Origin of the sequence: Microbacterium paludicola (assembly GCF_015235415.1) — a bacterium.
Lineage (GTDB): Bacteria > Actinomycetota > Actinomycetes > Actinomycetales > Microbacteriaceae > Microbacterium > Microbacterium paludicola.
The window spans coordinates 23,194-49,419 of record NZ_JADGLL010000015.1; the positions used below are offsets into that span (position 1 = coordinate 23,194).

At 71.8% G+C, this 26,226-nt stretch carries 21 protein-coding genes and 1 pseudogene; 6 read left to right on the plus strand and 16 right to left on the minus strand.

Going from position 1 to position 26,226, the window contains the following annotated elements:
* The first annotated feature begins 133 nt into the window (after positions 1 to 133).
* From IR155_RS07900 to IR155_RS07910, 3 genes are all read left to right on the plus strand, one after another.
* The gene (locus IR155_RS07900) at positions 134 to 1,462 is read left to right on the plus strand and encodes a bifunctional o-acetylhomoserine/o-acetylserine sulfhydrylase (protein WP_135114297.1); all 1,329 of its coding nucleotides are present in this window, start codon (positions 134 to 136) and stop codon (positions 1,460 to 1,462) included.
* Positions 1,463 to 1,589: 127 nt separating this feature from the next.
* On the plus strand, positions 1,590 to 2,798 hold the full coding sequence (gene metX, locus IR155_RS07905; protein WP_135114298.1) for a homoserine O-acetyltransferase MetX: 1,209 nt from the start codon (positions 1,590 to 1,592) through the stop codon (positions 2,796 to 2,798).
* A gap of 16 nt (positions 2,799 to 2,814) precedes the next feature.
* Complete coding sequence (locus tag IR155_RS07910) at positions 2,815 to 3,444, plus strand: DUF4126 domain-containing protein (RefSeq protein ID WP_135114299.1); 630 nt, start codon at positions 2,815 to 2,817, stop codon at positions 3,442 to 3,444.
* Positions 3,445 to 3,463: 19 nt separating this feature from the next.
* Here the strand turns inward: IR155_RS07910 and gabT are convergent, their stop codons facing one another.
* Genes gabT through IR155_RS07935 form a run of 5 tightly spaced genes read right to left on the minus strand, consistent with a single transcriptional unit; the run spans position 3,464 to position 8,639 of the window.
* Positions 3,464 to 4,828 (minus strand): 4-aminobutyrate--2-oxoglutarate transaminase, encoded by a 1,365-nt coding sequence (gabT, locus tag IR155_RS07915; RefSeq protein WP_135114300.1) that lies wholly within the window; start codon positions 4,826 to 4,828, stop codon positions 3,464 to 3,466.
* Positions 4,829 to 4,867: 39 nt separating this feature from the next.
* Positions 4,868 to 6,094 (minus strand): MFS transporter, encoded by a 1,227-nt coding sequence (locus IR155_RS07920; protein ID WP_135114301.1) that lies wholly within the window; start codon positions 6,092 to 6,094, stop codon positions 4,868 to 4,870.
* 57 nt (positions 6,095 to 6,151) lie between these two features.
* Positions 6,152 to 6,472, minus strand: coding sequence for a thiamine-binding protein (locus tag IR155_RS07925; RefSeq protein WP_135114302.1), 321 nt, complete (start codon positions 6,470 to 6,472; stop codon positions 6,152 to 6,154).
* 21 nt (positions 6,473 to 6,493) lie between these two features.
* Complete coding sequence (locus tag IR155_RS07930; RefSeq protein WP_228066825.1) at positions 6,494 to 7,729, minus strand: glycosyltransferase 87 family protein; 1,236 nt, start codon at positions 7,727 to 7,729, stop codon at positions 6,494 to 6,496.
* Position 7,730: 1 nt separating this feature from the next.
* Entirely contained in the window at positions 7,731 to 8,639 is a 909-nt protein-coding gene (locus tag IR155_RS07935) for an ADP-dependent NAD(P)H-hydrate dehydratase (protein WP_135114303.1), read from the minus strand.
* Positions 8,640 to 8,692: 53 nt separating this feature from the next.
* Here IR155_RS07935 and IR155_RS07940 point away from each other — a divergent pair.
* Positions 8,693 to 9,754, plus strand: a pseudogene (locus IR155_RS07940) (NADH:flavin oxidoreductase/NADH oxidase); the annotation flags it as partial.
* 21 nt (positions 9,755 to 9,775) lie between these two features.
* Here the strand turns inward: IR155_RS07940 and IR155_RS07945 are convergent.
* The 3 genes from IR155_RS07945 to IR155_RS07955 form a co-directional block, all read right to left on the minus strand.
* Positions 9,776 to 10,831, minus strand: coding sequence for a hemolysin family protein (locus tag IR155_RS07945; RefSeq protein WP_135114304.1), 1,056 nt, complete (start codon positions 10,829 to 10,831; stop codon positions 9,776 to 9,778).
* Positions 10,828 to 12,213, minus strand: a complete 1,386-nt coding sequence (locus IR155_RS07950; protein WP_135114305.1) for a hemolysin family protein — start codon at positions 12,211 to 12,213, stop codon at positions 10,828 to 10,830. The genes IR155_RS07945 and IR155_RS07950 overlap by 4 nt, the downstream gene beginning before the upstream one ends.
* A 198-nt stretch (positions 12,214 to 12,411) precedes the next feature.
* Positions 12,412 to 13,983 carry an SPFH domain-containing protein gene (locus tag IR155_RS07955; protein ID WP_233441150.1) on the minus strand — a complete coding sequence of 524 codons (1,572 nt, stop codon included), beginning with the start codon at positions 13,981 to 13,983 and terminating at the stop codon, positions 12,412 to 12,414.
* Between the two features lie 263 nt (positions 13,984 to 14,246).
* On the opposite strand from IR155_RS07955, the gene IR155_RS07960 reads away from it, so the two are divergent.
* The gene (locus tag IR155_RS07960; protein WP_194210314.1) at positions 14,247 to 17,984 is read left to right on the plus strand and encodes a multifunctional oxoglutarate decarboxylase/oxoglutarate dehydrogenase thiamine pyrophosphate-binding subunit/dihydrolipoyllysine-residue succinyltransferase subunit; all 3,738 of its coding nucleotides are present in this window, start codon (positions 14,247 to 14,249) and stop codon (positions 17,982 to 17,984) included.
* A 162-nt stretch (positions 17,985 to 18,146) separates the two neighbouring features.
* The gene (locus tag IR155_RS07965; RefSeq protein ID WP_135114308.1) at positions 18,147 to 18,818 is read left to right on the plus strand and encodes a class I SAM-dependent methyltransferase; all 672 of its coding nucleotides are present in this window, start codon (positions 18,147 to 18,149) and stop codon (positions 18,816 to 18,818) included.
* A gap of 6 nt (positions 18,819 to 18,824) precedes the next feature.
* Here the strand turns inward: IR155_RS07965 and IR155_RS07970 are convergent, their stop codons facing one another.
* The 8 genes from IR155_RS07970 to IR155_RS08005 form a co-directional block, all read right to left on the minus strand.
* Positions 18,825 to 19,406 (minus strand): rhomboid family intramembrane serine protease, encoded by a 582-nt coding sequence (locus IR155_RS07970; protein ID WP_209306755.1) that lies wholly within the window; start codon positions 19,404 to 19,406, stop codon positions 18,825 to 18,827.
* Between the two features lie 51 nt (positions 19,407 to 19,457).
* Complete coding sequence (locus tag IR155_RS07975) at positions 19,458 to 19,934, minus strand: RNA polymerase sigma factor (protein ID WP_135114309.1); 477 nt, start codon at positions 19,932 to 19,934, stop codon at positions 19,458 to 19,460.
* Complete coding sequence (locus IR155_RS07980; protein ID WP_135114310.1) at positions 19,931 to 20,533, minus strand: hypothetical protein; 603 nt, start codon at positions 20,531 to 20,533, stop codon at positions 19,931 to 19,933. The genes IR155_RS07975 and IR155_RS07980 overlap by 4 nt, the downstream gene beginning before the upstream one ends.
* 151 nt (positions 20,534 to 20,684) lie before the next feature.
* Positions 20,685 to 21,779, minus strand: coding sequence for an ABC transporter ATP-binding protein (locus tag IR155_RS07985; protein WP_135114311.1), 1,095 nt, complete (start codon positions 21,777 to 21,779; stop codon positions 20,685 to 20,687).
* Positions 21,776 to 22,600: an ABC transporter permease gene (locus IR155_RS07990; RefSeq protein WP_135114312.1), complete on the minus strand. Its 825-nt coding sequence runs from the start codon at positions 22,598 to 22,600 to the stop codon at positions 21,776 to 21,778. Before IR155_RS07990 ends, IR155_RS07985 begins: the two co-directional genes overlap by 4 nt.
* Positions 22,597 to 23,556, minus strand: coding sequence for an ABC transporter permease (locus tag IR155_RS07995; RefSeq protein WP_135114313.1), 960 nt, complete (start codon positions 23,554 to 23,556; stop codon positions 22,597 to 22,599). The genes IR155_RS07990 and IR155_RS07995 overlap by 4 nt, the downstream gene beginning before the upstream one ends.
* On the minus strand, positions 23,535 to 24,662 hold the full coding sequence (locus IR155_RS08000; RefSeq protein ID WP_135114314.1) for an ABC transporter substrate-binding protein: 1,128 nt from the start codon (positions 24,660 to 24,662) through the stop codon (positions 23,535 to 23,537). The genes IR155_RS07995 and IR155_RS08000 overlap by 22 nt, the downstream gene beginning before the upstream one ends.
* 230 nt (positions 24,663 to 24,892) lie before the next feature.
* Positions 24,893 to 26,188: a GNAT family N-acetyltransferase gene (locus IR155_RS08005; protein ID WP_135114315.1), complete on the minus strand. Its 1,296-nt coding sequence runs from the start codon at positions 26,186 to 26,188 to the stop codon at positions 24,893 to 24,895.
* Between the last annotated feature and the right edge of the window lie 38 nt (positions 26,189 to 26,226).

Below are 26,226 nucleotides of genomic sequence, written 5' to 3' on the forward strand. Positions count from 1 at the left end.
TCAAACCTACCCGGCCGTCATGCGGACGTATGTGACGCCGCGTGTCCGCTCCGTTGCCCGCCTCCGACGGCGGACGTAACGTCGGTGCAAGGCCGCGCACGGCCCGCCGACTTCACCCCGACCGGAGGTTCCCATGGCCGAGAACACCTCGTCGCCGCAGCTGCGTTTCGAGACCCTGCAGATCCACGCCGGCGCTGCGCCGGATCCGGTCACGGGCGCCCGCGCGACGCCGATCTACCAGACGACGTCGTACGTGTTCCGCGACTCCGACCACGCGAAGAACCTGTTCGCGCTGGCGGAGCCCGGCAACATCTACACCCGCATCCAGAACCCGACGCAGGATGTCGTCGAGCAGCGCCTCGCCGCCCTCGAGGGCGGCACGGGCGCGCTGCTGGTGGCGAGCGGCCAGGCCGCCGAGACCTTCGCCGTGCTGAACATCGCGCAGGCCGGCGACCACATCGTCTCGTCGTCGTCGATCTACGGCGGCACGTACAACCTGTTCAAGTACACGCTCGCGAAGCTCGGCATCGAGGTCTCGTTCGTCGAGAACCAGGACGACCCCGGCGCCTGGCGCGCGGCCGTCCGCCCGAACACGAAGCTGTTCTTCGCCGAGACGATCGGCAACCCGCAGATCAACGTGCTCGACATCCGCACGGTCGCCGACATCGCCCACGAGAACGGCGTGCCGCTCATCGTCGACAACACGATCGCGACGCCGTACCTGATCCGCCCGTTCGAGCACGGCGCCGACATCATCGTCCACTCCGCGACCAAGTTCCTCGGCGGCCACGGCACGGTCATCGGCGGCGTCATCGTCGACGGCGGCCGCTTCCGCTGGTCGGAGAACGGCGAGAAGTTCCCGGGTCTCACGACGCCCGACCCCTCGTACCACGGCGCCGTCTACACCGATGCGGTCGGCGACGAGCTCGCCTACATCATCAAGGCGCGCGTGCAGCTGCTGCGCGACCTCGGCGCCTCGATCGCGCCGCAGAGCGCCTGGCAGCTCATCCAGGGCATCGAGACCCTGTCGCTGCGCGTCGAGCGCCACGTGCACAACGCGCAGCAGGTGGCCGAGTGGCTCGAGAACCACCCCGACGTCGCGACCGTGAACTACTCGGGGCTTCCCACCTCGCCCTGGTACGCCGCGGCGAACACGTACGCCCCGAAGGGCGTGGGCGCCGTGCTGTCGTTCGAGCTCAAGGGCGGCGTGGACGCCGGCCGCACGTTCGTCGACTCGCTGCAGCTGTTCAGCCACCTGGCGAACATCGGCGACGTGCGCTCGCTCGTCATCCACCCCGCCTCGACGACGCACTCGCAGCTGACCCCCGAGCAGCAGCTCAGCGCGGGTGTCACGCCCGGCCTCGTGCGCCTGTCGGTCGGCCTCGAGAACGTCGACGACCTGATCGCCGACCTCGAGCAGGCGCTCGCCGCGGCCCGCAGCATCTCGTCTGCCCGCGTCTGACCCGCGCGCCGCGAGAGTCCACCTCCGCGCCGAGAATCCCGTCACGCCCGGATTCTCGGCGCGGAGTCGCATTGTCGCCGCGTAACAGTGGCCGGGCGCGCTCACGCCGCCGGGCAGAATGAAGCGCATGGACTGGCAGATCTCCGAGGACACGGTGCCGTCGAGCATGGTGACGGAGGCCGACGCCCGGTCGATGGTCGGCCGTCCCCCGGCCTCGGGCGCCTGGCGCGACGGCGACCCGGCCGGCGACCGCCGGTTCGCCTCCTTCGGCGAGCTGCGCCTCGAGGGCGGCGGCATCCTGCCGTCCTTCCGGATCGCGTATGAGACCTGGGGCGAGCTGAATCCGGCGCGCGACAACGCCATCCTGATCGCGCACGCGCTCACGGGCGACAGCCACGTGCGCGGCGACGCCGGCCCCGGGCATCCGACGGCCGGCTGGTGGGGCGACATCGTCGGCCCCGGCGCGCCCATCGACACCGACCGCTGGTTCGTGGTGGCGCCGAACATCCTGGGCGGCTGCCAGGGATCGACCGGCCCCGCGAGCATCCACCCCGACGGCGAGGCGTGGGCGGCCCGGTTCCCGTATCTGACCGTGCGCGATCAGGTCGCCGCGCAGGCGAGGCTCGCGGATGCCCTGGGCATCGACGTCTGGGCGGCGGTGATCGGCGGCTCGATGGGCGGGATGCACGCGCTCGAGTGGGCCGTCGGAGAGCCGGATCGCGTCGCCCGCCTCGCGGTGCTGTCGGCGCCTCCCGTGACGACGGCCGACCAGATCGCCCTGAACTCGGTGCAGCTCGAGGCGATCCACATCGACCCGCGCTTCCGCGGCGGCGAGTACTACGAGGCCGCGGCCGGCGACGGACCGCATCGGGGCCTGGCGCTCGCCCGCCGGATGGCGCTGCTGAACTACCGCAGTCCCACCGAGCTCAACTCGCGGTTCCAGCGCTCGTGGCAGTCGGGCGTCAGCCCGCTCGGGCACGGGGGTCGGTTCGCGGTCGAGTCGTACCTCGACTTCCACGGCAACAAGTTCACGCGGCGCTTCGACGCGAACTCGTACATCCGACTCGTCGGCGCGATGGACTCCCACGACGTCGGCCGCGATCGGGGCGGCGTCGAGGACGCCCTCGGCCGCGTGACGGCGACGTCCCTTGTGCTCGGCATCGACTCGGATCGCCTGTTCCCCATCGACGGCCAGCGCCGGATCGCGCGCGGCATCCCGCGGACGCTCGACGGGGACGAGGCGGTCGTGCTGAACAGCGACTTCGGGCACGATGGATTCCTGATCGAGACCGCCGCGGTCGGAGCGCATCTGCGGCGCCTGCTCGCGAGCGACTGACCGAGGGGAGCCGCCGATGGATCCGGCATGGACCGCCGCGCTGCTCGCCATCGCCTCCGGCACCGTCTCGGGCCTGCGTCCCTACTTCGTCGTGCTGACGCTCGGCGCGGTGAAGGCTCTCGTCCCGCTCGATGCCGCCGGCCCCGCCGCCGGCGTGATCGAGGCGATCCCCGACATGCTCGCCCAGCCGTGGGTGCTGATCGTGGTGGGCCTGCTCGCCCTCGGCGAGGTCGTGGTCGACAAGCTGCCCTACCTCGACTCGGCGTGGGACGGCATCCATCTCGTCCTGCGTCCGCTGTTCGGCGCGGCGCTCGGCTACGGCATCGGCGTCGGCGTCGACGAGGGAACGGGCGTGGCGGTCGGCGCCGCCGTCGCGGGCGGTGTCACGGCGGCGGGCGTGAGCTTCGGCAAGACCGCGACCCGGGCAGTGGTCAACATGCTGCCCGAGCCGGTGTCGAACGTGCTGGTGAGCTTCGGCGAGGACGCCGCGGCCGTCATCCTGCTCGTGCTGAGCTTCCTGCTGCTGCCGCTCGCGGCCGTCCTCGCCGTGCTGCTGCTGGTGGGCGCCGTGATGCTGATCGTGCGGATGCGGCGGAAGCTCGCCGAGCGCCGACGGCGCGCCGCCGGGGCCGCGGGCTCGAGCTAGTCGAGCCGCGACCCCGCGGTCAGACGCTCGCGAGGGCTTCGGCGACGACGTCGAGACCCTCGTTCAGCAGCTCGTCGCCGATGGACAGCGGCGGCAGGAACCGGATGACGTTGCCGTACGTGCCGCAGGTGAGGACGATGACGCCCTCGGCGATGGCGGCCTTCGCGACCGCCGCCGCCAGGGCCGCATCCGGCTCCTTCGTGGTGGGATCGACGAACTCGACGGCCATCATTGCGCCGAGACCGCGCACGTCGCCGATGCGCGCGTCACCCGCCTGCAGCGCGGTGAAGCGGTGGCGGATGATCGCGCCGACCTCGGCCGCGCGTGCGGGGAGGTCCTCGGTCTCGTAGGCGTCGATCGCGGCGAGCGCCGCGGCGCAGGCGATGGGGTTGCCGGCGTAGGTGCCGCCCAGGCCGCCGGGGTGGGCGGCGTCCATGATCTCGGCGCGGCCCGTGACCGCGGCGAGCGGGAGGCCAGCGGCGAGCCCCTTGGCCGTGGTGATCAGGTCGGGCACGATGCCGAAGAGCTCGCTCGCGAACATGGCGCCGGTGCGGGCGAACCCGGTCTGCACCTCGTCGGCGATGAACACGACGCCGTTGTCGCGGCACCACTCGACGAGGGCGGGAAGGAAGCCGTCGGCGGGGACGATGAAGCCGCCCTCGCCCTGGATCGGCTCGATGATGACGGCGGCGACCTGGTCTCCGCCGATCTGCTTCTCGATCATCGAGATCGCGCGCGCGGCGGCCTCGGCGCCCGTCAGCCCGTCGCGGAACGGGTACGACAGCGGGGCGCGGTAGACCTCGGGGGCGAAGGGGCCGAACCCGCTCTTGTAGGGCATGGTCTTCGCCGTGAGCGCCATGGTGAGGTTGGTGCGGCCGTGGTATCCGTGGTCGAAGGCGACGATCGCCTGACGGCCCGTGTGCTTGCGCGCGATCTTGACCGCGTTCTCGACCGCCTCGGCGCCGGTGCTGAACAGGGCGCTCTTCTTCGCGTGGTCGCCGGGGGTGAGACGGTTCAGCGCCTCCGCCACGGCGACGTACGACTCGTACGGCGAGACCATGAAGCAGGTGTGGGTGAACGCGGCGACCTGGCGCTGCACGGCCTCGACCACCTTGGGATGCGCGTTGCCGACCGTTGTCACCGCGATGCCCGAGCCGAGGTCGATCAGGGAGTTGTCGTCGGCGTCGACGATCACTCCCCCGCCCGCGGCGACGGCCGAGATCGGGGCGGAGTGACCGACGCCCACGGCGACGGCCTCGGCCTTGCGCGCCAGCAGCTCCTGCGAGCGGGGCCCCGGGATCGCGGTGACGAGGCGGCGCTCCTGCGGGAGGGAGGGACCTCCCACGACGGTGCCGGCTGCGAACGACTCAGTGGTGACGGTCATGCGCCGATTGTAGGCGGCGCCGCGGCATCCGGCCGGAGCTCAGGCCTGCAGGACCGGCACCCGCTCGGCGCGGCGCTCGAGCGCGAAGCTCGCGAGCACCATGCCGACGCCCAGCACCGCCAGGACGATGCCCAGCCACGCCGGGGCGACATAGCCCCAGCCGAGGGCGATCACGCCGCCGCCGAGGGCGGCGCCGAGGCTGTTGCCGATGTTCATCCCCGAGTGGTTGAGGGCCGCCGCGATCGTCGGGCGGTCGCCGGAGACGTCCATCAGTCGGGTCTGCACCGCGGGCCCCGCCAGCGCGCTGATCGCTCCGAACAGCAGCATCGCGATCACCAGGGTCACGGCGTTGTGCGCGGCGACGCCGACGACCGCGGAGCCGACCGCGAGCAGCACGAAGGCGGCCACCAGGGCGCGCGCGAGGTTGCGGTCGGCGACGACGCCGCCCACGAGGTTGCCCACCGTCATGCCGAGGCCCGTCGCGACGAGCACGATCGGCACCGCCCACTCGGGGGCGCCGGCGACCTCGGTCATGATCGGCGAGATGTAGCTGTAGATCGCGAAGAACGAGCCGAAGCCGATGGCGCCGACGCCGAGCGTCATCCAGACCTGACCGAGCCGGAAGACGCCGAGCTCGTGCCGCAGGGAGCGGGATCCCTCGCTCGGCATCGACGGGACGACGAGCGCGATCATCAGCACGCCCAGGGCGAAGATCCCGACGACCACCGCATAGGCGGCGCGCCATCCGGCGACCTGCCCGAGCCACGTCCCGAGCGGCACCCCCACGACGTTCGCGACCGTCAGGCCGCTCATCACGATCGAGACGCCACGGGCCCGTTTGCCGGGGCCGAGCAGGTCGGCGGCGACGATCGCCGCGATGCCGAAGTACGCGCCGTGCGGGAGGCCCGCGATCAGCCGCGCGATCGCCACGGTCTCGAAGGTCGGCGCGAGCACTGTCAGCAGGTTGCCGACGAGCAGCAGGGAGGCGAGGACGATCAGCACGCGGTGACGCGGGAACCGCGCCGCGTAGCCCGCGATGAGCGGAGCGCCGATCACGACGCCGAGCGCGTACAGGCTGATCAGCAGGCCGGCCTGCGCGATCGCATCCGCCTGGCTCGTCGCCCAGGCGGTCGCGAGCAGGTCGCGCGCGATGCCGGGAAGCAGCCCCATGGAGACGAATTCGGTCATGCCGATGCCGAAGGAGCCGATGGCGAGGGAGAGGAGCGCCCACATCGCCGCCCCCCTCGACGGGGTCGAGGAGGTCATGCGTACAAGCCTAAGGGGCGCCGGACGGCTCCGCGCGCACAGGGGCCGGGACCGGGGTCAGCGGTCGGACTCGTCGATCGCCGCCTCGAGGCGGGCGATCTTGCCGTCGATCTCGCCCGAGTATCCGGGGCGGATGTCGGCCTTGAGCACAAGCGAGACGCGCGAGCCGAACGGCATCACGGCCTCGGTGGCGCGCTTGACGACATCCATCACCTCGTCCCAGGTCTCACCCTCGATCTCGGTGAACATCGACGTTGTGCGGTGGGCGAGGCCCGACTCGCGCACGACCTTGACGGCCGCGGCGACGGCGTCGTGAACGGATCCGTCGGGGTTCTCGACGTTCGAGCCGGACGGGGCGACGGAGAAGGCGACGAGCATTGGTTGTCTCCTGTTTCGTGTTCAGACGGCGGCGGGAGCCGGCGCGACGGGATGCCGCGCGGCGGAGCGGATCGGCACCCGCGCGAGGCGCACGATCGCCCAGATCATGAGGATCACGAGCACGATGTTGCGCGCCGTGAGGACGGTCACCGCGGTGACGTCTGCCGCGAGGAGACCGCCGTAGAGCAGCGGATACACCGCCTGCGTGAGCGCCGCGGTGAGCAGACCCAGCGCCACGAACGGACGGGCGCCGCGCCGGTCGAGGACGATCCAGAGGACGAGCGGCGGGATGAGCCAGTCGTGGAACTGCGGGGATCCGACCTTGTTCAGCGCGATCAGCACGACGACCAGCGCGAGCGCGAGCGGGGGAAGCAGCCGCACGATCGAGGCGCCGCGCCGGGCCTTGAGGGCGCCGAGCAGCACAACGGCGACCGTGGCGAGCACGAGCAGCGGGGTCATCGCGGCGATCACGAGGTCGACGTTCGGGCCGGTCACCTGGAAGGTCAGGATGTTCTCGTCGTAGAACAGCCACCACCCGTCGAGGTGCAGGGCCGCGCCCCAGAGGTACACGCTGCTGACGGGCGCCTCGAGCTGAAGCCCCCGGCCCGTCTGCGCCGTCACGAAGCCGAGCAGGTGCGCCGCTCCCCCGGCGAGCACCACGACGGCCACGACCAGAGCGGAGGCGACGAGCGCACCCGTGACGACCTCGAGCCGACGGCGGAGGGCGACGAAGGCCGCGGCGAGGAGGGCCGCCGGCCACACCTTGATCCACGCGCCCGCGGCGAGCAGCCCCGCGGCGAGCACGGGGCGGCGGACGATCCAGAGCAGCCCGACGATCGCGAGCGGCACGGTGATCGCGTCGATCCGGTACATCCCCACCGGCCCCAGCAGCAGGATGAACGCGAGCCAGAACCACGCGGCCGTCGACCGCGAGCGCGACCGGCCGTCGCCGAGGAGCACCCAGAATCCGGCCGCGTTGCACAGCGTCACGAGCACCGCCCACGCGACGGTGTAGCCCCCGAGCCACGCGAAGGCGTGCGCGAGGATCATCGGCGCGAGCGCAAGGTGCGGGTAGACCCACGACTCCGTGATCCCGACGATGGATGCCCCGTGCAGGGCGGCGTTCGACCACGGCTCGTACACGAAGTACACATCGCCCATCGGCTGATTCGGCAGCTGCCAGCCGAGCCAGCCGACGAGCACGTGGACGAGCGCGAAGGCGAGCCAGGGAAGCAGTCGCCGACGCACGATGCTCATCCTAGGAGGCGCCGGTGTCCTGCTCACGCGCGGCGAGCGCTGCGGCATACGCGGCCGGGAGGTGCGCGGCGACATCGAGGGCGGTGATCGGATGCCCCGTTCCGCCGGAGGCCGTGCCGGCGGCGAGCCGCGCCGCATGGCCGTGCAGCCAGGCGCCGGTCGCCGCGATCTTCGCCAGGGCCTCGGCGTCGACGGGGCCGGTCGCCGCCGCCGTCGCCGCCACGGCGCCGATCGCCCCGGCGAGCACGTCTCCCGTTCCCGCGGTGGCGAGCCACGGGGTGCCGGCCCGCACGACCGTGAACCAGCCCGTGGGCGAGGCGACGATGGTGGCGGTGCCCTTCAGCAGCACCGCTCCCCCGAGCGCCACCGCCGTCTCGCGGGCCACGAGCAGGCGCTCGTCGAAGCCGCGTTTCAGGCGGCCCTTGAGAGGGTCGTCGCCCTCGACGTCGTCGACGCCGAGCCCCAGCGGGATGCGCACCTCGGCGAGCTCGCCGTCGTGCGGTGTGACGACGATGGGGCCGCGCGACTCGGCCGCGAGGTCGAGCGCTCCGGCGTCGACGATGACCGGCGCGCCCGAGCGCAGGATGTGGATCATCGCCGACCGCACGTCGTCGGGCCGCGTGCGCGCGTCCACGCCCGAGCCGATCACCCACGCGTCGGCCCGGCCCTGCCCGGTCACGACCTCCGGCCGTCGCTGCAGCACGAGCCGCGCGACATCCGGGTCGCCGATCCAGCGCACCATGCCCGCGCCGCTGCGTGCCGCGCCCTCGGCGCCGAGCACCGCGGCACCGGGGTACGCGGGCGATCCGGTGCGCAGCGCCACCACACCCCGGGAATACTTGTGCGAGGCCGCCGTTGGCATCCGGAGGACCGATGCCGCATCCGCCGCGGTCCACTCGCGTGCTTCCATGCCGTCACCCTAATCCCCGTCCCGGGCGCCGTCCCGGTCACGATCGGAGTTCCATGAGCCTGCTGTTCACCCCGCTCACGCTGCGCGATGTCACCGCCCGCAACCGCCTGTGGGTGGCGCCGATGTGCCAGTACAGCGCCGAGGACGGCATGCCGAACGACTGGCATCACGTGCACCTCGCGCAGTTCGCGTCGGGCGGTGCGGGCCTGGTGGTCGCCGAGGCGACCGCGGTGGTGCCGGAGGGCCGCATCTCGCCGCGCGACGTCGGGCTGTGGAACGACGCACAGCGCGAGGCGTGGCGCCCGATCGTCGCCGCGATCCACGCGCGGGGAGCCCTCGCCGGCGTCCAGCTCGCCCACGCCGGCCGCAAGGGATCGACCTGGTGGCCGTTCGCGGGCCACGACGGCACCGTCCCGTCCGAGGAGGGCGGATGGACCACCGTCGCGCCGTCCGCGATCGCGTACCCCGGATTCGCGGCCCCCGTCGCGCTCGACGCCGCGGGCATCGCGGCCGTTGTCGAGGCCTTCCGCGCTGCGGCGCGTCGCGCGCTGGACGCCGGCTTCGACGTGCTCGAGGTGCACGCCGCCCACGGCTACCTGCTTCACGAGTTCCTCTCGCCGCTCACCAACGAGCGCGAGGACGAGTGGGGCGGCAGCCTCGAGAACCGCGCCCGCATCGTGGTCGACGTCGTCCGCGCCGTCCGCGCGGAGGCCGGCGAGGGAGTGCCGGTGCTCGTGCGCTTCTCGGCCTCGGATGCCGCGCCGGGCGGCCTCGTCCCCGAGGACGTCGCGCAGGCGGCGCGCTGGGTGGCCGACGCAGGCGCCGATCTCGTCGACGTCTCGAGCGCGGGCCTCGTCGCTCACCAGCAGCTGTCCGTGGGCCCCGGGTATCAGGTGCCGTTCGCGGAGCGCATCCGCGAGCTCGCCGAGGTGCCCGTCGCCGCCGTGGGAATCATCACGACGGGCGAGCAGGCCGAGCGGATCCTGCAGGACGGCTCGGCCGACGCCATCTTCGCGGCGCGCGAGTGGCTGCGCGACCCGCACTTCGGACTCCGCGCCGCCACGGAGCTGGGCGAGGACCCCGAAAGCCTCTGGCCGCCGCAGTACCTCCGCGCCTTCCGCCCGCACCGCAAGGCGTCAGTGCCGGCGTCGTGTGGCGTCGTGGACCTCGCCGATGAGCTCCTCGAGGATGTCCTCCAGGAACAGCACCGCCGTCGTCCGCCCCTCCGCGTCGCGCACGCGCGCAAGGTGACGGCCCTGGTGGCGCATCACCGCGAGGGCGTCCTCCAGGTCGGTCGTCTCCAGCACCGGCACCATGTGATGGATGCGCTTGGGCGGGATCGGACGCGCGTACTTCGCGGGCACGTCGCCGTCGTCCGCGGCCTTCAGGACGTCCTTGAGGTGCACGTAGCCGACGGGCTCGCCCTCCAGGTCGACGATCACGTAGCGCGAGTAGCCGTGCTTGGCGACCGCGCGCTCGATCTCATCCGGCGTCGTCGTCTCCGGCAGCGAGACGATCTCGCTCAGCGGCACGGCGACGTCCTTCGCCTTCTTGTCGGTGAACTCGACCGCGGCGGCGACGGCTCCCGAGACGTCGTCGAGGACACCCTCGCGGCGCGACTGCGTCACGATCGTCGCGACCTCGTCGAGCGTGAACGTCGACGCGGCCTCGTTCTTCGGCTCCACGCGGAACAGGCGCAGCACCGCATTCGCGACCCAGTTCAGCGCCCAGATGACCGGATGGAACACCTTCGACACCCACACGAGCGGCGTCGCCAGCAGCAGCACGGCGCGGTCGGGAACGGAGAACGCGATGTTCTTCGCCACCATCTCGCCGAACACCACGTGGAGGTACGACACGAGAAGCAGCGCGATCACAAACGCGACCGTGTCGACGAGCCCCTCGGGCATGCCGGTGAGACCCAGCGGCCCCTCGAGCAGGTGATGGATCGCCGGCTCCGACACGTTCAGGATCAGCAGCGAGCAGATCGTGATGCCCAGCTGCGAGGTCGCGAGCATCAGCGTCGCGTGCTCCATCGCGTACAGCGCGGTCTTTGCGGCCCGCGAGCCGCGCTCGGCGAGCGGCTCGATCTGCGAGCGGCGTGCCGAGATGACGGCGAACTCGGCGCCGACGAAGAAGGCGTTCGCGAGCAGCAGCACCACAAGCCATGCGATTCCGGCCCAGTCGTTCATCGCTCGCCTCGCTTCTCGGAGCCGCGACGCGACTGTCCGGCACGCGATCCCTGGTCGCTCGAGCGCCGCTCGATGATCGGATCCGGCTCGGGCGGCGGGTCGGGGGTGAACCGCACGCGGTCGACGCGGCGTCCGTCCATCCGCTCGACCGACAGCGTCCCGCCCTCGATGCGCACGGAGTCGCCCACGCTCGGGATGCGCTCGAGCACGCTCATGATGTAGCCGCCGACGGTGTCGTAGGCGTCGTCCTGGGGCACCTCGACCTCGGCGCGGTCCTCGAGTTCATCCGGACGCAGCTGGCCGGGGAACGTGATCGAGTCGCGGTGGCGGACGACGCCGGCCAGGCGCCGGTCGTGCTCGTCGGCCACCTCGCCCACGATCTCCTCCACGAGGTCCTCGAGGGTGACGACGCCCGCGGTGCCGCCGTACTCGTCCACGACCACCGCCATCTGGTAGCCGCGCGAGCGCAGCTCGGACACGAGCTGGTCGAGGTGCACGGTCTCGGGCACCCGCAGCGGCTCGGTGGCGAGCGCGGCCGCGGGGACATCGGCCCTGCGCTCGCGCGGCACGGCCACTGCGGCCTTGAGGTGAACGACGCCGACGATGTCGTCCATCGACTCGTCGAACACCGGGAAGCGGCTGTGGCCGGTCTGACGCGCGAGCTCGATCACGTCGTCGGTCGAGTCACCGGCGGCGACCGCGTGCACCCGCGGGCGGGGGGTCATGACGTCGCCGGCGCTGAGGCGCGAGAAGTTCAGGCTGCGGTCGAGCAGCGTCGCGGTGTCCTCCTCCAGCACGCCGGCGAGGGCCGACCGCCGCACGAGGGACGACAGCTCCTCGGCCGTGCGCGCGCCGGAGAGCTCCTCCTTCGGCTCGATGCCGAAGGCCCGCAGCACGGCGTTCGCGCTGCCGTTGAGCAGGGCGACAGCGGGGCGGAACACCGCCGTGAAGGCGATCTGGAACGGTGCCACGAGCTTCGCGGTCGCGAGAGGTACGGCCAGAGCGAAGTTCTTCGGCACGAGCTCGCCGAGGATCATCGACAGGATCGTCGCGATCGCGACGGCGACGACCGTCGCGATGGGCGCGACGGCGGCCTCCGCGAGCCCCCACGACAGCATGACCGGCTCGAGAAGATGCGAGAACGCCGGCTCGAGCGTGTAACCCGTGAGCAGCGTCGTGAGCGTGATGCCCAGCTGGGCGCTCGAGAGGTGCGTGGAGGTCTGGCGCAGCGCCGCGATCGTCATGCCGAGGCGCGTCTCGCCGCGATCGCGGCGGGCCTCGAGATCCGCGCGGTCGAGGTTCACCAGGGCGAACTCGCTCGCGACGAAGAGGCCGGTGCCGACCGTCAGAAGGAGCCCCACGCCGAGCAGGATCAGGTCCATGCGGACCCACCTCCGCTCATCGCGAAGGCCGGGCAGTGGGGCGATCTACTACTGGGAGGGTCGTCCATAGGTCTCCGAGTCTAGGGCCGGCGGCTATGCGGCGGCCGAGGAATCCGAGCGCCGCTCTCCACATCCGCCCCCCACCACCAGCGGTGTGCCCGCGCGTCCGGCGCGATGCCGGCCGCGCGGGCAACGGCGTCAGAGCGCCGAGTCGTCGCCGGTCGCGACGTCGGCCGCCGGGGCCGCCTGGCGCACCGGTGCCGCGGGCGTGGGCGTGGTCGCGGGACGCATGCCCTCGCCGATCGCCTCGCCGACCGCGCGGCCGGCGATGATCGCGGAGAGGTCGACGCCGGTCGCGGCCTTGACCGCGTCGAACGTCGCGCGCATTCCCACCGCCTGCTCGTTCGCGAGGTGCGCGGACGCGCCGCCCTCGCCGCCGAGCACGGTGATGGATCCGACGCGCTGGTAGCCCTTGGCGAACTCGGCCATCATCGGCACGACGGCCTCGATCGCACGCTGCGCCATGAGGGCCTCCTCGTGCTCCGCGATCGCCGCGGCCTCGGCCTTGATCGCCGCCGCCTTCGCCTCACCCGCGAGCCGGATCGCCTCGGCGTCCGCCTCGGCACGGAACTTCGTCCCCTGCGCCTCCTGCTGCGCCGAGAACGCCGCGGCCTCGGCCGCCGCGCGTGCGGCGGTCGCATCGGCCTCGGCGGCAAGGCGCACCGTCTCGGCATCCGCCGCGGCACGGGTCTTCAGCTCGAGCGCCTTCTGCTCGGCGATCATTGCCTGCGCCTCGGCCTCCTTGATGCGCGCGTACGCCTCGGCATCCGCGGCCTTCTGCTGCTCGTACGCCTCGGCGTCCGCCTTCTGCTGGCGCTCATACGTGGCGGCCTCGGCCACGCGGCGCACCTCGGCGTCGAGCTTCGCCGACTGGTTCATGGCGGCCTGCTCGAGCACCGCCTGCTCGAGCTTCTCGCGGGCAAGCTTCTCGGCGGCCTCGGCCTCGGCGTTCGCGCGGCCGATCTCTGCCTTCGCGTTGGCCGTGTTCTTCTGGTACGCCGTGTACTCGACGAGGTTCTGCTCGTCGGTCGCGATCTTGTTGCGCTGCACCTCGCGCTGCGCCGAGATGCTCGCCACCTGGGCGTCGCGCTTGACGCGCTCGATCTCGCTCGCGCCGAGCGACTCGATGTAGCCGTTCTTGTCGGTGATGCCCTGGATCTGGAACGAGTCGAGGATGAGACCCTGCGCCTCAAGGTCGCCCTTGATGTTCTCGGCGATCTGGTCGGACAGCTGCTGGCGGTCGCGCATGAGCTGCTCGACCGTGAGCATCGCGACCACGCCGCGCAGCGAGCCCTCGAGCTGCTCGCGCGTGAACTGCTCGATCGCGTTGTCCTGCGACGCGAAGCGCTCGGCGGCGCGACGCACCTGCTCGGGCTCCGAGCCGATCTTGAACAGCGCGACGCCGGTGACGTCCACCGTGACGCCGTTCGACGACTGGGCGGTGGGCTCGACGTTGATCTGGCGGGCGCGCAGGGAGATCAGCTCGGCGCGCTGCGTGATCGGGTTGACGATCGCTCCGCCGCCCGTGACGACGGTGATCCGGGACGTCGCCCCGTCCTCGCCGCGCTGGTTCTTTCCGACGATCACGAGCGCCTCGTCGGCCTTCGCGATCCGGTACCAGGCGCGGAACAGCAGCAGCACGATCAGCCCGACGACGATGACGCCGACGACGATGGGCGCCACCGTGAAGAACAGGGTGAAGGGATCCACGGGAATGCTCCGATTCGATATCGCGGACGCGCCCCCTGCGCGACCGCATGCCCGCTCAACATAGCGACCAAGGGGGACACGGCGCATCCGTCCTGAAAGGGACCTCCGCGTGGCACCCGCACGCGGAGGGCGACGGACGATCTGAGCTAGGCTTTTGGGGCGCGCCCGCGCCACGCAGGCAGCCGTGTGGGCGCAAGACGACGGGTACCGCCCAAGGGGTATCCGGGTCCAGGATTTCACCGATGAAAGAAGGCGATTCGGCCGTGTCGAGCCAGGGAACGGGCACCGGAACCGCGAACGACGGAGAGTTCGGAGCCAATCAGTGGCTCGTGGATGAGCTCTACGAGCAGTTCACGGCCGACAGGAACTCGGTGGACAAGGAGTGGTGGCCGATTCTGGAGGCCTACCAGGCCGGTCGCACCGGACAGCCCGCGCCGAGCGCTCCCGCCGCGCCGGCCGCCGCGGCTCCCGCCCCCGCCGCGCAGCCGGCGGCCCCCGCCGCGAAGCCGGCCGAGGCCCCGCAGGAGGCCGTCGCCGCCCCGCAGCCCACCGGGCAGCAGCCCGTGGCGCGGACGACCGCGAAGCCCGCCGCCCCCGCGCCGATCCCGGCCGATGCTCCGCAGAAGGCGAAGGCTCCCACCGAGCCCGCCGAGGCGAAGGTCGACGAGGACGTGGTCACCGTCCTGCGCGGCATGCCCAAGACCCTCGCCAAGAACATGGACGAGTCGCTCACGGTCCCCACGGCCACGAGCGTCCGCACCATCCCGGCGAAGCTGATGATCGACAACCGCATCGTCATCAACAACCACATGTCGCGCACCCGCGGCGGCAAGGTCAGCTTCACGCACCTCATCGGCTGGGCCCTGATCCAGGCGCTGAAGGAGTTCCCGAGCCAGAACGTGTTCTACGCCGAGATCGACGGCAAGCCGTCGGTCGTCGCACCGGCGCACGTGAACCTCGGCATCGCCATCGACCTGCCCAAGCCCGACGGCACGCGCGCCCTGCTCGTCCCGAGCATCAAGAACGCCGACACGCTCTCGTTCACCGAGTACCTCGCCGCGTACGAGGACCTCGTCAAGCGCGCGCGCGGCAACAAGCTCACCGCCGCCGACTTCGCCGGCACGACGGTCTCGCTCACCAACCCGGGCGGGATCGGCACGGTCCACTCGGTGCCGCGTCTGATGAAGGGCCAGGGCTGCATCATCGGCGCCGGCGCCCTCGACTACCCCGCCGAGTTCCAGGGCGCCAGCCAGAAGACGCTCAACGAGCTGGCGATCGGCAAGACGATCACCCTCACGAGCACCTACGATCACCGCGTCATCCAGGGCGCCGGCTCCGGCGAGTTCCTCAAGAAAGTGCACGAGCTGCTGATCGGTCAGCGCGGCTTCTACGAGGGCATCTTCGCGGCGCTGCGCATCCCCTACGCGCCCATCGCGTGGAACAGCGACGTCGCCGTGGACCTCGCCGAGCGCGTCGACAAGACCGCCCGCGTGCAGGAGCTCATCAACAGCTACCGCGTCCGCGGCCACCTGATGGCCGACGTGGATCCGCTCGAGTACGTGCAGCGCCTCCACCACGACCTCGAGATCGAGTCGCACGGCCTGACCTTCTGGGACCTCGAGCGCGAATTCGTCACGGGCGGCTTCGGCGGCAAGCGCACGATGAAGCTGCGCGACATCCTCGGCGTCCTCCGCGACTCGTACTGCCGCACGACGGGCATCGAGTACATGCACATCCACGACCACGAGCAGCGCGAGTGGTTCCAGCAGAAGCTCGAGCTGAAGTACACGAAGCCCGACCACGACGACCAGCTGCGGATCCTGCGCAAGCTGAACGAGGCCGAGGCCTTCGAGACCTTCCTGCAGACGAAGTACGTCGGCCAGAAGCGCTTCTCGCTCGAGGGCGGCGAGTCGCTCATCCCGCTGCTCGACCGCATCCTCGAGGGCGCGGCCGATTCCGGGCTCGAGGGCGCCGCGATCGGCATGGCCCACCGCGGTCGCCTGAACGTCCTGACGAACATCGCCGGCAAGACGTACGGCCAGGTGTTCCAGGAGTTCGAGGGCGCGCTGCCGGGCAACAAGCGCGGCTCGGGCGACGTGAAGTACCACCTCGGCACCGAGGGCACGTTCGTGTCCGAGAGCGGCGCCGAGCTCTCGGTCTACCTCGCCGCGAACCCGTCGCACCTCGAGACCGTCGACGGCGTGCTCGAGGGGATCGTCCGCGCCAAGCAGGACCGCAAGCCGGTCGGATCCTTCACCTGGCTGCCGATCCTCGTCCACGGCGACGCGGCCTTCGCGGGCCAGGGCGTCGTCGTCGAGACGCTGCAGATGTCGCAGCTGCGCGGCTACCGCACGGGCGGCACGGTGCACGTCATCGTCAACAACCAGGTCGGCTTCACGACGCTCCCGCAGGACAGCCGCACGTCGGTCTACGCCTCGGATGTCGCCAAGACGATCCAGGCGCCGATCTTCCACGTGAACGGCGACGACCCCGAGGCCGTCGCGCGCGTGGCCGAGCTGGCGTTCGAGTACCGCGAGCGGTTCCACCGCGACGTGGTCATCGACCTCGTCTGCTACCGCCGCCGCGGCCACAACGAGGGCGACGACCCGTCGATGACGCAGCCGCTCATGACCGACCTGATCGAGGCGAAGCGCTCCACCCGCCGCCTGTACACCGAGGCGCTCGTCGGCCGCGGTGACATCACCGAGGAGGAGTACGAGGAGGCGAAGCGCGACTTCCAGGAGCGCCTCGAGATCGCCTTCGCCGAGACGCACGCCGCCGAGACCGGATCCATCCCGGTCGTCGACGCGTCGGGTCCCGTCGCCGTCGAGCCCGCGGGCGAGCCCGAGTCCACCGGCGTCCCCGCCGAGGTGATCGCGCAGATCGGCGACGCCCACGCCAACAAGCCCGAGGGCTTCACCGTCCACAGCAAGCTTCAGCAGGTGCTCGACAAGCGCGTCCAGATGAGCCGCAACGGCCAGATCGACTGGGCCTTCGGCGAGCTGCTGGCGTTCGGCTCCCTGCTGGTCGAGGGCACCTCGGTGCGCCTCGCCGGCCAGGATGCGCGCCGCGGCACGTTCGCCCAGCGTCACGCGACGTTCCACGACCGCGTGAACGGCCAGGAGTGGCTGCCGCTTGTGAACCTGTCCGAGAACCAGGGCCGCTTCTGGGTGTACGACTCGCTGCTCAGCGAGTACGCGGCCCTCGGCTTCGAGTACGGCTACTCGGTCGAGAACCCCGACGCGCTCGTGCTCTGGGAGGCGCAGTTCGGCGACTTCGTCAACGGCGCGCAGTCGATCATCGACGAGTACGTCACCGCGGCCGAGCAGAAGTGGGGCCAGGAGTCGAGCGTCGTCATGCTGCTCCCCCACGGCTACGAGGGTCAGGGCCCCGACCACTCGTCGGCCCGCATCGAGCGCTTCCTGCAGATGTGCGCGCAGGACAACATGACGGTCGCCCGTCCGTCGACGCCGGCGTCGTACTTCCACCTGCTGCGCCGCCAGGCGTACGCGCGCCCCCGGCGCCCGCTCGTGGTCTTCACCCCGAAGGCGATGCTGCGCCTGCGCGGCGCGACGAGCGAGGTCGCCGACTTCACGTCGGGTCGCTTCGAGCCGGTGCTCGACGACAACCGCGGCGTCGACAAGAACGCGGTCACGAAGGTGCTGCTTCACTCCGGCAAGATCCACTGGGATCTGCGCGGCGAGCTCGACAAGCGCCCGAACGACGGCATCGCGCTCGTTCGCCTCGAGCAGTTCTACCCGGCCCCGGTCGACCAGCTGAACGCGGTGCTCGACACGTACCCGAACGCCGAGCTGGTGTGGGTGCAGGACGAGCCCGAGAACCAGGGCGCGTGGCCGTTCATCGCGCTCCAGCTGGCGAAGAGCCTCAAGGGCCGCGCCATCAGCGTGGTCTCGCGGGTCGCGTCGGCATCGCCTGCCACCGGCTCGTCGAAGGTCCACGCGAGCGAGCACGCCGACCTCATGAAGCGCGCGCTCGCCTGAGCTCAGCTCACACGCGAAGCGGCCGGTCCCCTCGGGGGCCGGCCGCTTCGCGTTCCGATGGCGCGGCCAGATCAGGAGATCCGGCGACGCGAGGAGGATCTTCCGCCGGATCTCCTCTGCAGCGCGGATCTCCTCGGCTCGGACTGCCGCTAGCGTGACCGGATGGACTCCCACCGGCTCGGCGCGGCGCTTCCGCGGGTCATCGGCTGGCTGAACCGCACAAACGCGCGCCACCCGTGGAGCCACAACGACCGGCTCCACCGCTGGATCGCGCGGCGGCTTCCGGATCGCCGGCGCTCGGTCCTCGACGTCGGGTGCGGGCAGGGTCTGCTCGCCTGGCGCCTGTCCCATCGGTTCGGGCGCGTGCTGGCGATCGACGTCGACGCGCCGCAGGTCGCCGCGACCGCCGCGCGCTGCGCCGACCGCCCCAACGTCACCGCCCGGGTGGCGTCCTTCGCCGAGGTCGACGGCACCTTCGACGGAATCACGATGGTCGCGGTGCTCCACCACCTCGATCTCGAGGATGCGCTGCCCCGGATCCGCCGCCTGCTCGCGCCCGGCGGCCGCCTGTTCGTGATCGGCCTCGCCCGCTCCGAGACCCGGATCGACCTCGCGTGGGACCTGCTCTCGTCCGTGACGAACCCGCTGATCGGCGTCATCCTGCATCCGCGTCCGGTGCGGGATCCGCCCTCCGGGGATCCTTTCCCGACCAAGGATCCGGATGTCACGCTCTCGGAGCTGCGCGCGGCGTTCGCCCGTCACCTTCCGGGCGCGCGCTTCCGGCGCCGGCTCGGCTTCCGCCACACGATCGAGTGGACCGCACCGGCGCGCTGAGCCCCGTCAGTCGCGGCGCTCGCGCAGCCACACCGCGGCGAGCGCGCCGGCGATCGCGCCGAAGAGGTGGCTCTGCCACGAGACGCCGACCTGTCCCGGCAGCACGCCCCACAGCAGCGCACCGTAGAGGGCGGCGACCACAACGCCGATCAGGATCTGCCCGATGCGCCGGTTGAACAGCCCGCGCAGGATGACATACGTCAGCCACCCGAAGATCAGGCCGCTCGCGCCGAGATGCACGGTGCCCGGGCCGCCGGTGAGCCACACGGCCGCTCCCCCGCCCAGCCAGATGAGCGCGGTCGCCGCCAGCCCGCGGCGGTAGTCGACCGCGAGGGCGAGGAACCCGAGCACGAGGGCAGGCACGGTGTTCGCGACGAGGTGCGGCCATCCGGCGTGAAGCAGCGGCGCCCACAGCACGCCCCAGACGCCGTCGGGCCGCCACGGCTCGATCCCCTCGCGGTCGAGGCGGTTGAACATCAGCGTGTCGACGACCTCGATCACCCACAGCGCGATCACGAACGCGCCGATCGTGACCGCCGCCGGTCCGATCGCCCACCGAGCGCGGGCGGGAGCGGCTGACTGGGTCACGTGGCGATGATATCCGCGCCCGCCCTGCGTCCGATCAGAAGGGCCGGCGGGTCAGGCGACGGGAGCCAACGCCTCACGGAGCAGCTGCTTCGCACGCTGATAGCGGCCGCGCGCGGTGGAGGCGGGGACCTCGAGGTGCACCGCCGCCTCGGCAAGGCTGAAGCCGTCCCAGTGGACGAGCCGCACGAGTTCCGCCAGGTCGGGCTCCAGCCGCGCGAGAGCGTCGCGCACCTCGACGCCGCGGTCGGCCGGCGGCGCCGAGCGCGCCACGAGCGACCGCAGCCGGTCGGCGAGGTTCGAGCGCCGGACCTCGCCGCGCTGCGCGTGAAGCAGCACGTTCCGCGCGATGCCGAACAGCCACATCCGCGCCTGCTCCGGGTCATCCGGCAGGGCGCGCTCACGCCGCCACGCCGTCGCCATCACCTCCGCGACGGCGTCCGCCGCATCCTCCGGAGCCAGCCGACGCTGCAAGTAGCACAGCAGGGCCTCGGCGTTGTCCCGCAGCGCGGGGGTGAGTTCGCCGCTCATTCGCAGTGGCTCTCGCCCTCGTAGCTGCCATCCGGGCCGAGCGCGATGCCCTCGGCCTCGAGGTGCTCCCACATGGCCTCGCTGGCGACGCGGTGCACCGCCGCGGTGTACTCGTCATCGGCGTCGTAGATGCGCGGGTCGTCCCAGGCGACGTCGACCTCCTCGGCGCCCACCGTGATCGAGTGCTGCCCGGCTCGACGCTCCTCGATCACTGCCGCGATCGCCTCGTCGGTGAGCACATCGTGCGTGGCGTAGAACTCGCGCACGGCCGCGGCGACCTCCGGCTCGGCGCCGGTGAGGTTGCCGACCCGCAGCTCGCACGTCGCGCCGCTCGGAACGGTGTAGGTCCACGCGGCATCCGGGTCTTCCGCCCACGGCTGCCATCCCAAGGCTCCGGTCGCGGCCGCGGCGGCGGTTCCCCCGCCGAGCACCAGCACGGCCGCCACCGTCGCCACTGCGGCGCGCGGCGGGAACCGGCGCAGCCGCCCGCGCCGTGGCGTCTCGGACATCCGCTCGAGCTCCGCGCGCACGTCGCCATCCGCGCGGGACGTCGGATCCGCACCGGCAAGCAGCGCGTCGAGCTCATCCGTCTCGGTCATGTCATCCCCTCGATCCGGCCGCTCTCCGGCCCTCACAAGGGACATTCCCGGATGACGCCGTTTCGTCCGTCCGGGTTCGCGGGAGATCCCGTGTGCTCAGGATCAGGATGGCGCATCCGGCCCGGAGAAGCGGGGATCTCCGGAGAAGGCGTCAGGCGAGCGGCCGCACGACCACCGGCACCGGCTCGACGCCGACCGTGACGCGCTCCTCGAACTCGAGGCGCTCCGACGCGGCGTGCTGCAGGCGCAGCAGCGTGCCGTCCTCCGTGCGCACGACGGTGCGGCGCAGCGAGCCGAGGAACGTCGACTCCTGCACGACGGCGGGGATGGTGCCGCCGAGCCGCACGTTCTCGGGACGCAGGAACGCCTCCGCGGCGCCGTCGGGCGCTTCGCCCACGACCGGCACCTCCACACCGAGCACTGTCGCGACGCCGCCCGACACCACCGCCGGAACGACGGACGACAGCCCCACGAAGGCCGCGACCCCGGGCGTCGCCGGACGCAGGTAGAGCTCCTCGGGCGTGCCGATCTGCTCGATCCGGCCCGCGTTCATGACGGCGATCCGGTCGGAGACGGCGAGCGCCTCCTCCTGGTCGTGCGTGACGAACACCGTCGTGGTGCCGAGGCGCAGCTGGATGCGGCGGATCTCGTCGCGCAGCTGCACGCGCACCTTGGCGTCGAGGGCCGACAGCGGCTCGTCGAGCAGCAGCACGCGCGGCTCGGTCACCAGCGCGCGGGCGAGGGCGACGCGCTGCTGCTGTCCGCCGGACAGCTGGTGAGGGAAGCGGTCGGCGAGATGCCCGAGGCCCACGAGGTCGAGCGCGTCGCCCGCGCGCGTCGTCGCCTTCGCGCGCGCGACGCCGCGGCGGCGCAGGCCGAACGCGGTGTTGTCGATGACGCTGAGGTGCGGGAAGAGCGAGTACGCCTGGAAGACCATGCCGATGTCGCGCTTGTTCGTCGGCGTGGCCGAGACGTCCTGCCCGCCGAGCAGGACGGATCCGCCGGTCGCCTGCTCGAGGCCGGCGAGCACGCGCAGGGCCGTCGTCTTGCCGCAGCCGGACGGGCCGAGCAGCGACACGAACTCCCCCGGGCGGATGTCGAGGTCGATGCCGTGAAGCACGCGAGTGGATCCGTAGTCCTTCACCACCCCGCGGAACTCGACACGGGTGCCCTCGCCCGCCTCGGCGAGCAGGGCGTTGCCGGAGGTCTGCGGCAGCCCCAGCGGGATGTCGTCGATGGCGGTCATTGCGGCTTCGCTTTCGTGAGGGGGCGCGGGGTGCGCACGGCCTTCGGGCCGCCGATCCCGCCGATGACGAGGAGCAGGATGAACACGAACACCAGCGCGATCAGGGTGAAGATCGCCGGCGCGTAGACGTCCTGTTTGCTGACGAGCACCATCGCGGTCTGCAGGACCTGCCGGTTCAGCAGCGACGCGATCGTGAACTCGCCGAGCACCACGGCGACCGAGATGAGGGATGCCGCGAGCAGCCCCTGGCGCAGGTTCGGGGCGAGCACGCGCAGCACGACGGTGATCCAGCCGGATCCGAGCGAGCGCGCCGCCTCGGAGAGCGTCCGGATGTCGATCGCGTCGACGGATGCCTGGATCGCCCGGTACGCGAAGGGAAGCACCGTGATGCCGTACGCGAAGGCGAGAGTCCACGCGCCGGTGCCGAGCGTGCGCGACACCTGCAGGTAGATAGGCGCGAGCCCGACCACAAGCACGATCGCCGGGATCGAGATCGGCAGCAGCGCGACGAACTCGAACGCGCGCTTGAGCTGCGGGAATCGGAGGTTGACGAGGATGATCGTCGGCGCGATGAGCACGAGCACGATCGCCACCGTGACGAGGGCGAGGATGAGCGAGTTGCCGAGTCCGATCCACAGCGGGCGGAGCGTGCCTGCCGCGGCGGGATCGAACAGGCCGGTCCAGTTGGCGACCGAGTAGCCGTCGCCGTCGCGCAGCGTGTGAAGCAGCGTCGCCGCGAGCGGCACGAGGAAGGCGACGCCGACCAGCACGCCGATGATCCACCGGGTCGCGCGCGACGGCGCGATCAGCCCGGCGCTCATCGCTGCCACCGCGCGGCGCGCTTCTGGATGACCGAGTAGCCCCACATCACGAGGGCGACGACGGCGATCATGCCGAGGGCGAGAGCACCGGCGAGGTTCTCGCGCCCGAGCACCGTCTCGCTCGTCAGGGCCGCGCGGATCTGCAGCGGGATGATCGGCGCTCCCTGGCTGACGAGTGCCGCGGCCGTCGCGTACGACGAGAACGCGTTGGCGAACAGCAGCAGGAGGCTCGCGAGGAACGCCGGGGCGAGCACGGGGATGCCGATCTGCGTCCAGAAGCTCGCGCGCGTGCCGCCGAGCGTGAGGTTCGCCTCCGCCCACTGCGGCTTCAGCGCCGACAGGGCCGGCATGAAGGTGATGACCATAAGCGGCACCTGGAAGTAGAGGTAGGGGCCGATGAGGCCCGGCAGGTCGTAGAGCCACATGCCGCCCTCGTAGATGTCGACCCCGAGCACGCTCTGGATCAGCAGCGTGACCACTCCCTGCGCGCCGAACGCGGCGATGAAGACGAACGCGAGCATGACACCGCCGAACTGGGCGAGGACCCCGGCGGCCGCGTCGACGGCGCGCCGCACCGGGCTGTGCTCCGACAGTCCCAGCAGCGCGTAGCAGACGAGGGCGCCGATGACCGCGCCGACGACCGCGGTCAGCGCGGACACCCAGATCGTGCTCCAGAAGCCCGCCAGGATGACCGGGTCGACGAGGGCGCTGAGGTTGTCCCACGTGAACGCGCCCTCGCTGTCGAAGAGCCCGGATCCGAGCGCGAGCACGGTGGGCAGCAGGAGGAACAGCGCGATGTACGCGGCGAACGGCGCGAGCCCGAGCCACGCGAGCACCGCGGCCGCGCTGCGGCGGCGCGCGGGTGTCGCGCGCGCCGCCGCGTCGCCGGCCGCGGAGCCCGGGGTGGGCTCCGCGGCCGGCAGGGTGAGGACGGTCACTTGACCGCCGCGGCCCATTCGGCGCCGAGCAGCTCGCCGGCGGCCGTGCTCTGCTCCTCCGTGGGGACGAGCGTCTCGGCGGGCGTCGCCGGCAGCGCCGCGGCGAGGTCGGCGTCGATCGTGCCGGCCTCGGTCATGGCGTCCATGCGCACGGGACGGGCGCCGCCCTTCAGCCACAGGTTCTGCACCTCGTCGCTGTAGAGGAACTCCTGCCACAGGCGCGCGGCCGCGGGGTGCGGGGCGTCCTTGTTGATCGCCTGGTTGTAGTAGCCGGCGTAGCCGAGGTCGTCGAACACGACGACCTCCCAGTTCTCGTTGTCGGCGGTGTGCACCGCGTTCAGGTAGTCCCAGTCGAAGACGACGGGCGTCTCGCCGCTGGCGATCGTGGCGGGCGTCACGTCGAGCTTCAGGAAGTTGCCCGCGTCGTTGAGCTTCTCGAAGAAGTCGATGCCGGGCTGGAAGTCATCGAGGTCGCCGCCCGACTGCAGCGTCGCGAGGCCCACGCCCGCGAAGGCCGCGCCGGCCTGGGTCGGATCGCCGTTCAGCGCGACCGAGCCCTTGAACTCCGGGGCCAGCAGGTCGTCGAGAGCGGTGATCTCGGGGAACTTCGACGAGTCGTAGCCGACGGACATGTACCCGCCGTAGTCGCCGACGAAGAGGCCGGTCGGCTCCTTCAGTGCGTCGGGGATCTCGTCCCACGTCTGCACCTGGTACGGCGCGAAGTAGTCGGTGCTCTGGAGCGCGACCGCGAGTCCGAGGTCGAACACGTCGGGGGCGATGTCGAGGCCCTTGTTGGTCTCGGCGGCCTCGATCTCCTCGGCGCTCGAGACGTCGGGCGACTGCTCGTTGATCGCGATCTCGGGGTACTTCGAGGCGAACAGGTCGAGGATCTCGCCGTAGTTCGCCCAGTCGCGCGGAAGCGCGATGACGTTGAGCGCGCCCTCGGCCTTGGCGGCCTCCTCGAGCGCCTCGAACGAGCCGAAGTCCTCGACGCTCGTGGCGGTCGCGGCGTCGACGGCGCCCTCGGCGGCGGCGGGGGCGGCCGCGGGCGAGGCGCAGCCGGTGAGGGCGAGGGCGGATGCGGCGACGAGGCCGAGCCCGGTGATGAGGGAACGACGGATCATGGATGTCCTCCAGGGAAGGGAAGGCCCGCGCTGTGGTGCGGGCGCGCTCGGGTGGCGCTCGTCTCGGGGGAGACATCCCGAACGCTAGGGACGACACATGAACGTCCCACTCTCCGGGAGGTGAACGACGTCCCCGACCATGGTTACCGGCGGGTGACGTGCCTCTCGGATCGCCGCGGACGCGTGAGACGGCCCGTCCCTCGACCGGCCGCCTGAGCCGTGCGCCCGGCTCAGTAGACGATGCTGAGGAACGGCGCCCGCGGCACGCGCAGCGCGGCGTCCACCGCATCCACCGTCTCGGTCGAGCCCGAGACGCGCCCCGCCGCCCGAAGCACCGCGAGCGAGAACCCACCGAGGTAGACGGCCGACAGCTCGATCACGGACAGCTCGAGGTCCGGGGCCGCGTCGGCCGTCGCCACCGTCGCCTTCCCGTCGGCGATGTCGACCCGCCAGATCCCATCGGCGTAGCCGAGCGGATCCGTCACCCTCATCGTGAACGAGGCGGGAGCCGCGTACGCACGGGCCTCGAGCGCGGCGGGGACGTCGAGGATCCGCAGCCAACCGTGGTCCTTCTGGCGCGAGACGGGCACGCGCGCATCGTCGACGAACCAGGGCAGCGGCTCGTCGACCGGACGCATCGGTGCGACGACGGTGCCGACGAGGTCGTGCTCGATCGCGAAGCGCCAGAGCGCGGCGAGCGCCTCGTCGTGCTCGGCGATCAGGTATCGGATGCGGAGAACGCCGCGACCGTCGTCCTCCGGGTCCCCCTCGACGCTGTACGCCATCACGCCGCGAGGCTCCCCCGCCGCGTCGACGTACCGCACGGTGCGGACGGCGGCGCTCTTGTCCTCGGCGAGGGCGACGCGGCCGCGCCAGCGCCGCGGCCAGCCGGGGATCTCGCCCACGCGATGGGGCAGCGTCCGCTCGTGCAGGTCGCCCATCAGGCGCGCGGCGTCCTCACGATCGAGGTACTGCACGCGCCCGGACGCATCCGGCCCTGCCCACCGCGCCCGGCGCGTGTCGACCTTCCAGGTCGCGATCCTTGTGGCGGGCGCGAAGCCGTAGCGGCCGTAGATCGTCGCCTCGCTCGCCGTCAGGCCCGCCGCGGGGACCCCGGCGGCATGCGCGTCGCGCAGCTCGGCCTCGAGCAGCGCCCGCGCCACGCCGCGGCGACGATGGGTGGCGGCCACGGTGATCGTGCTGATCGACCACGACGGCAGCACGCCCCCGGGCACGGTCATCGGCGCGACCCACGAGCTGGCGGTCGCGACGGGCCGCTCGGCCTGCGGCGTCGACAGGTCGTAGACACCCGTGACCCGTCGCCAGGACATCGGCTCGCGCCACTCGGCGATCTCGTCGTCCGACAGCTCCGGCCCCGCGAAGCCTCGGCGCACCGCGTGCGACCAGGCATCCATGATCGCGGCGCGCTCGTTCTCTATCAGGCGATACTCGAGGCCGCGTTCCGCGAGCGCCGCTCGCGTGGTCTCATCGAGGGGAAGCGTGCGGGCGTCGGGAAGCTCTGCCATGCCTCCGACACTATCCAGCGCCGGGACGGCTCAGCACG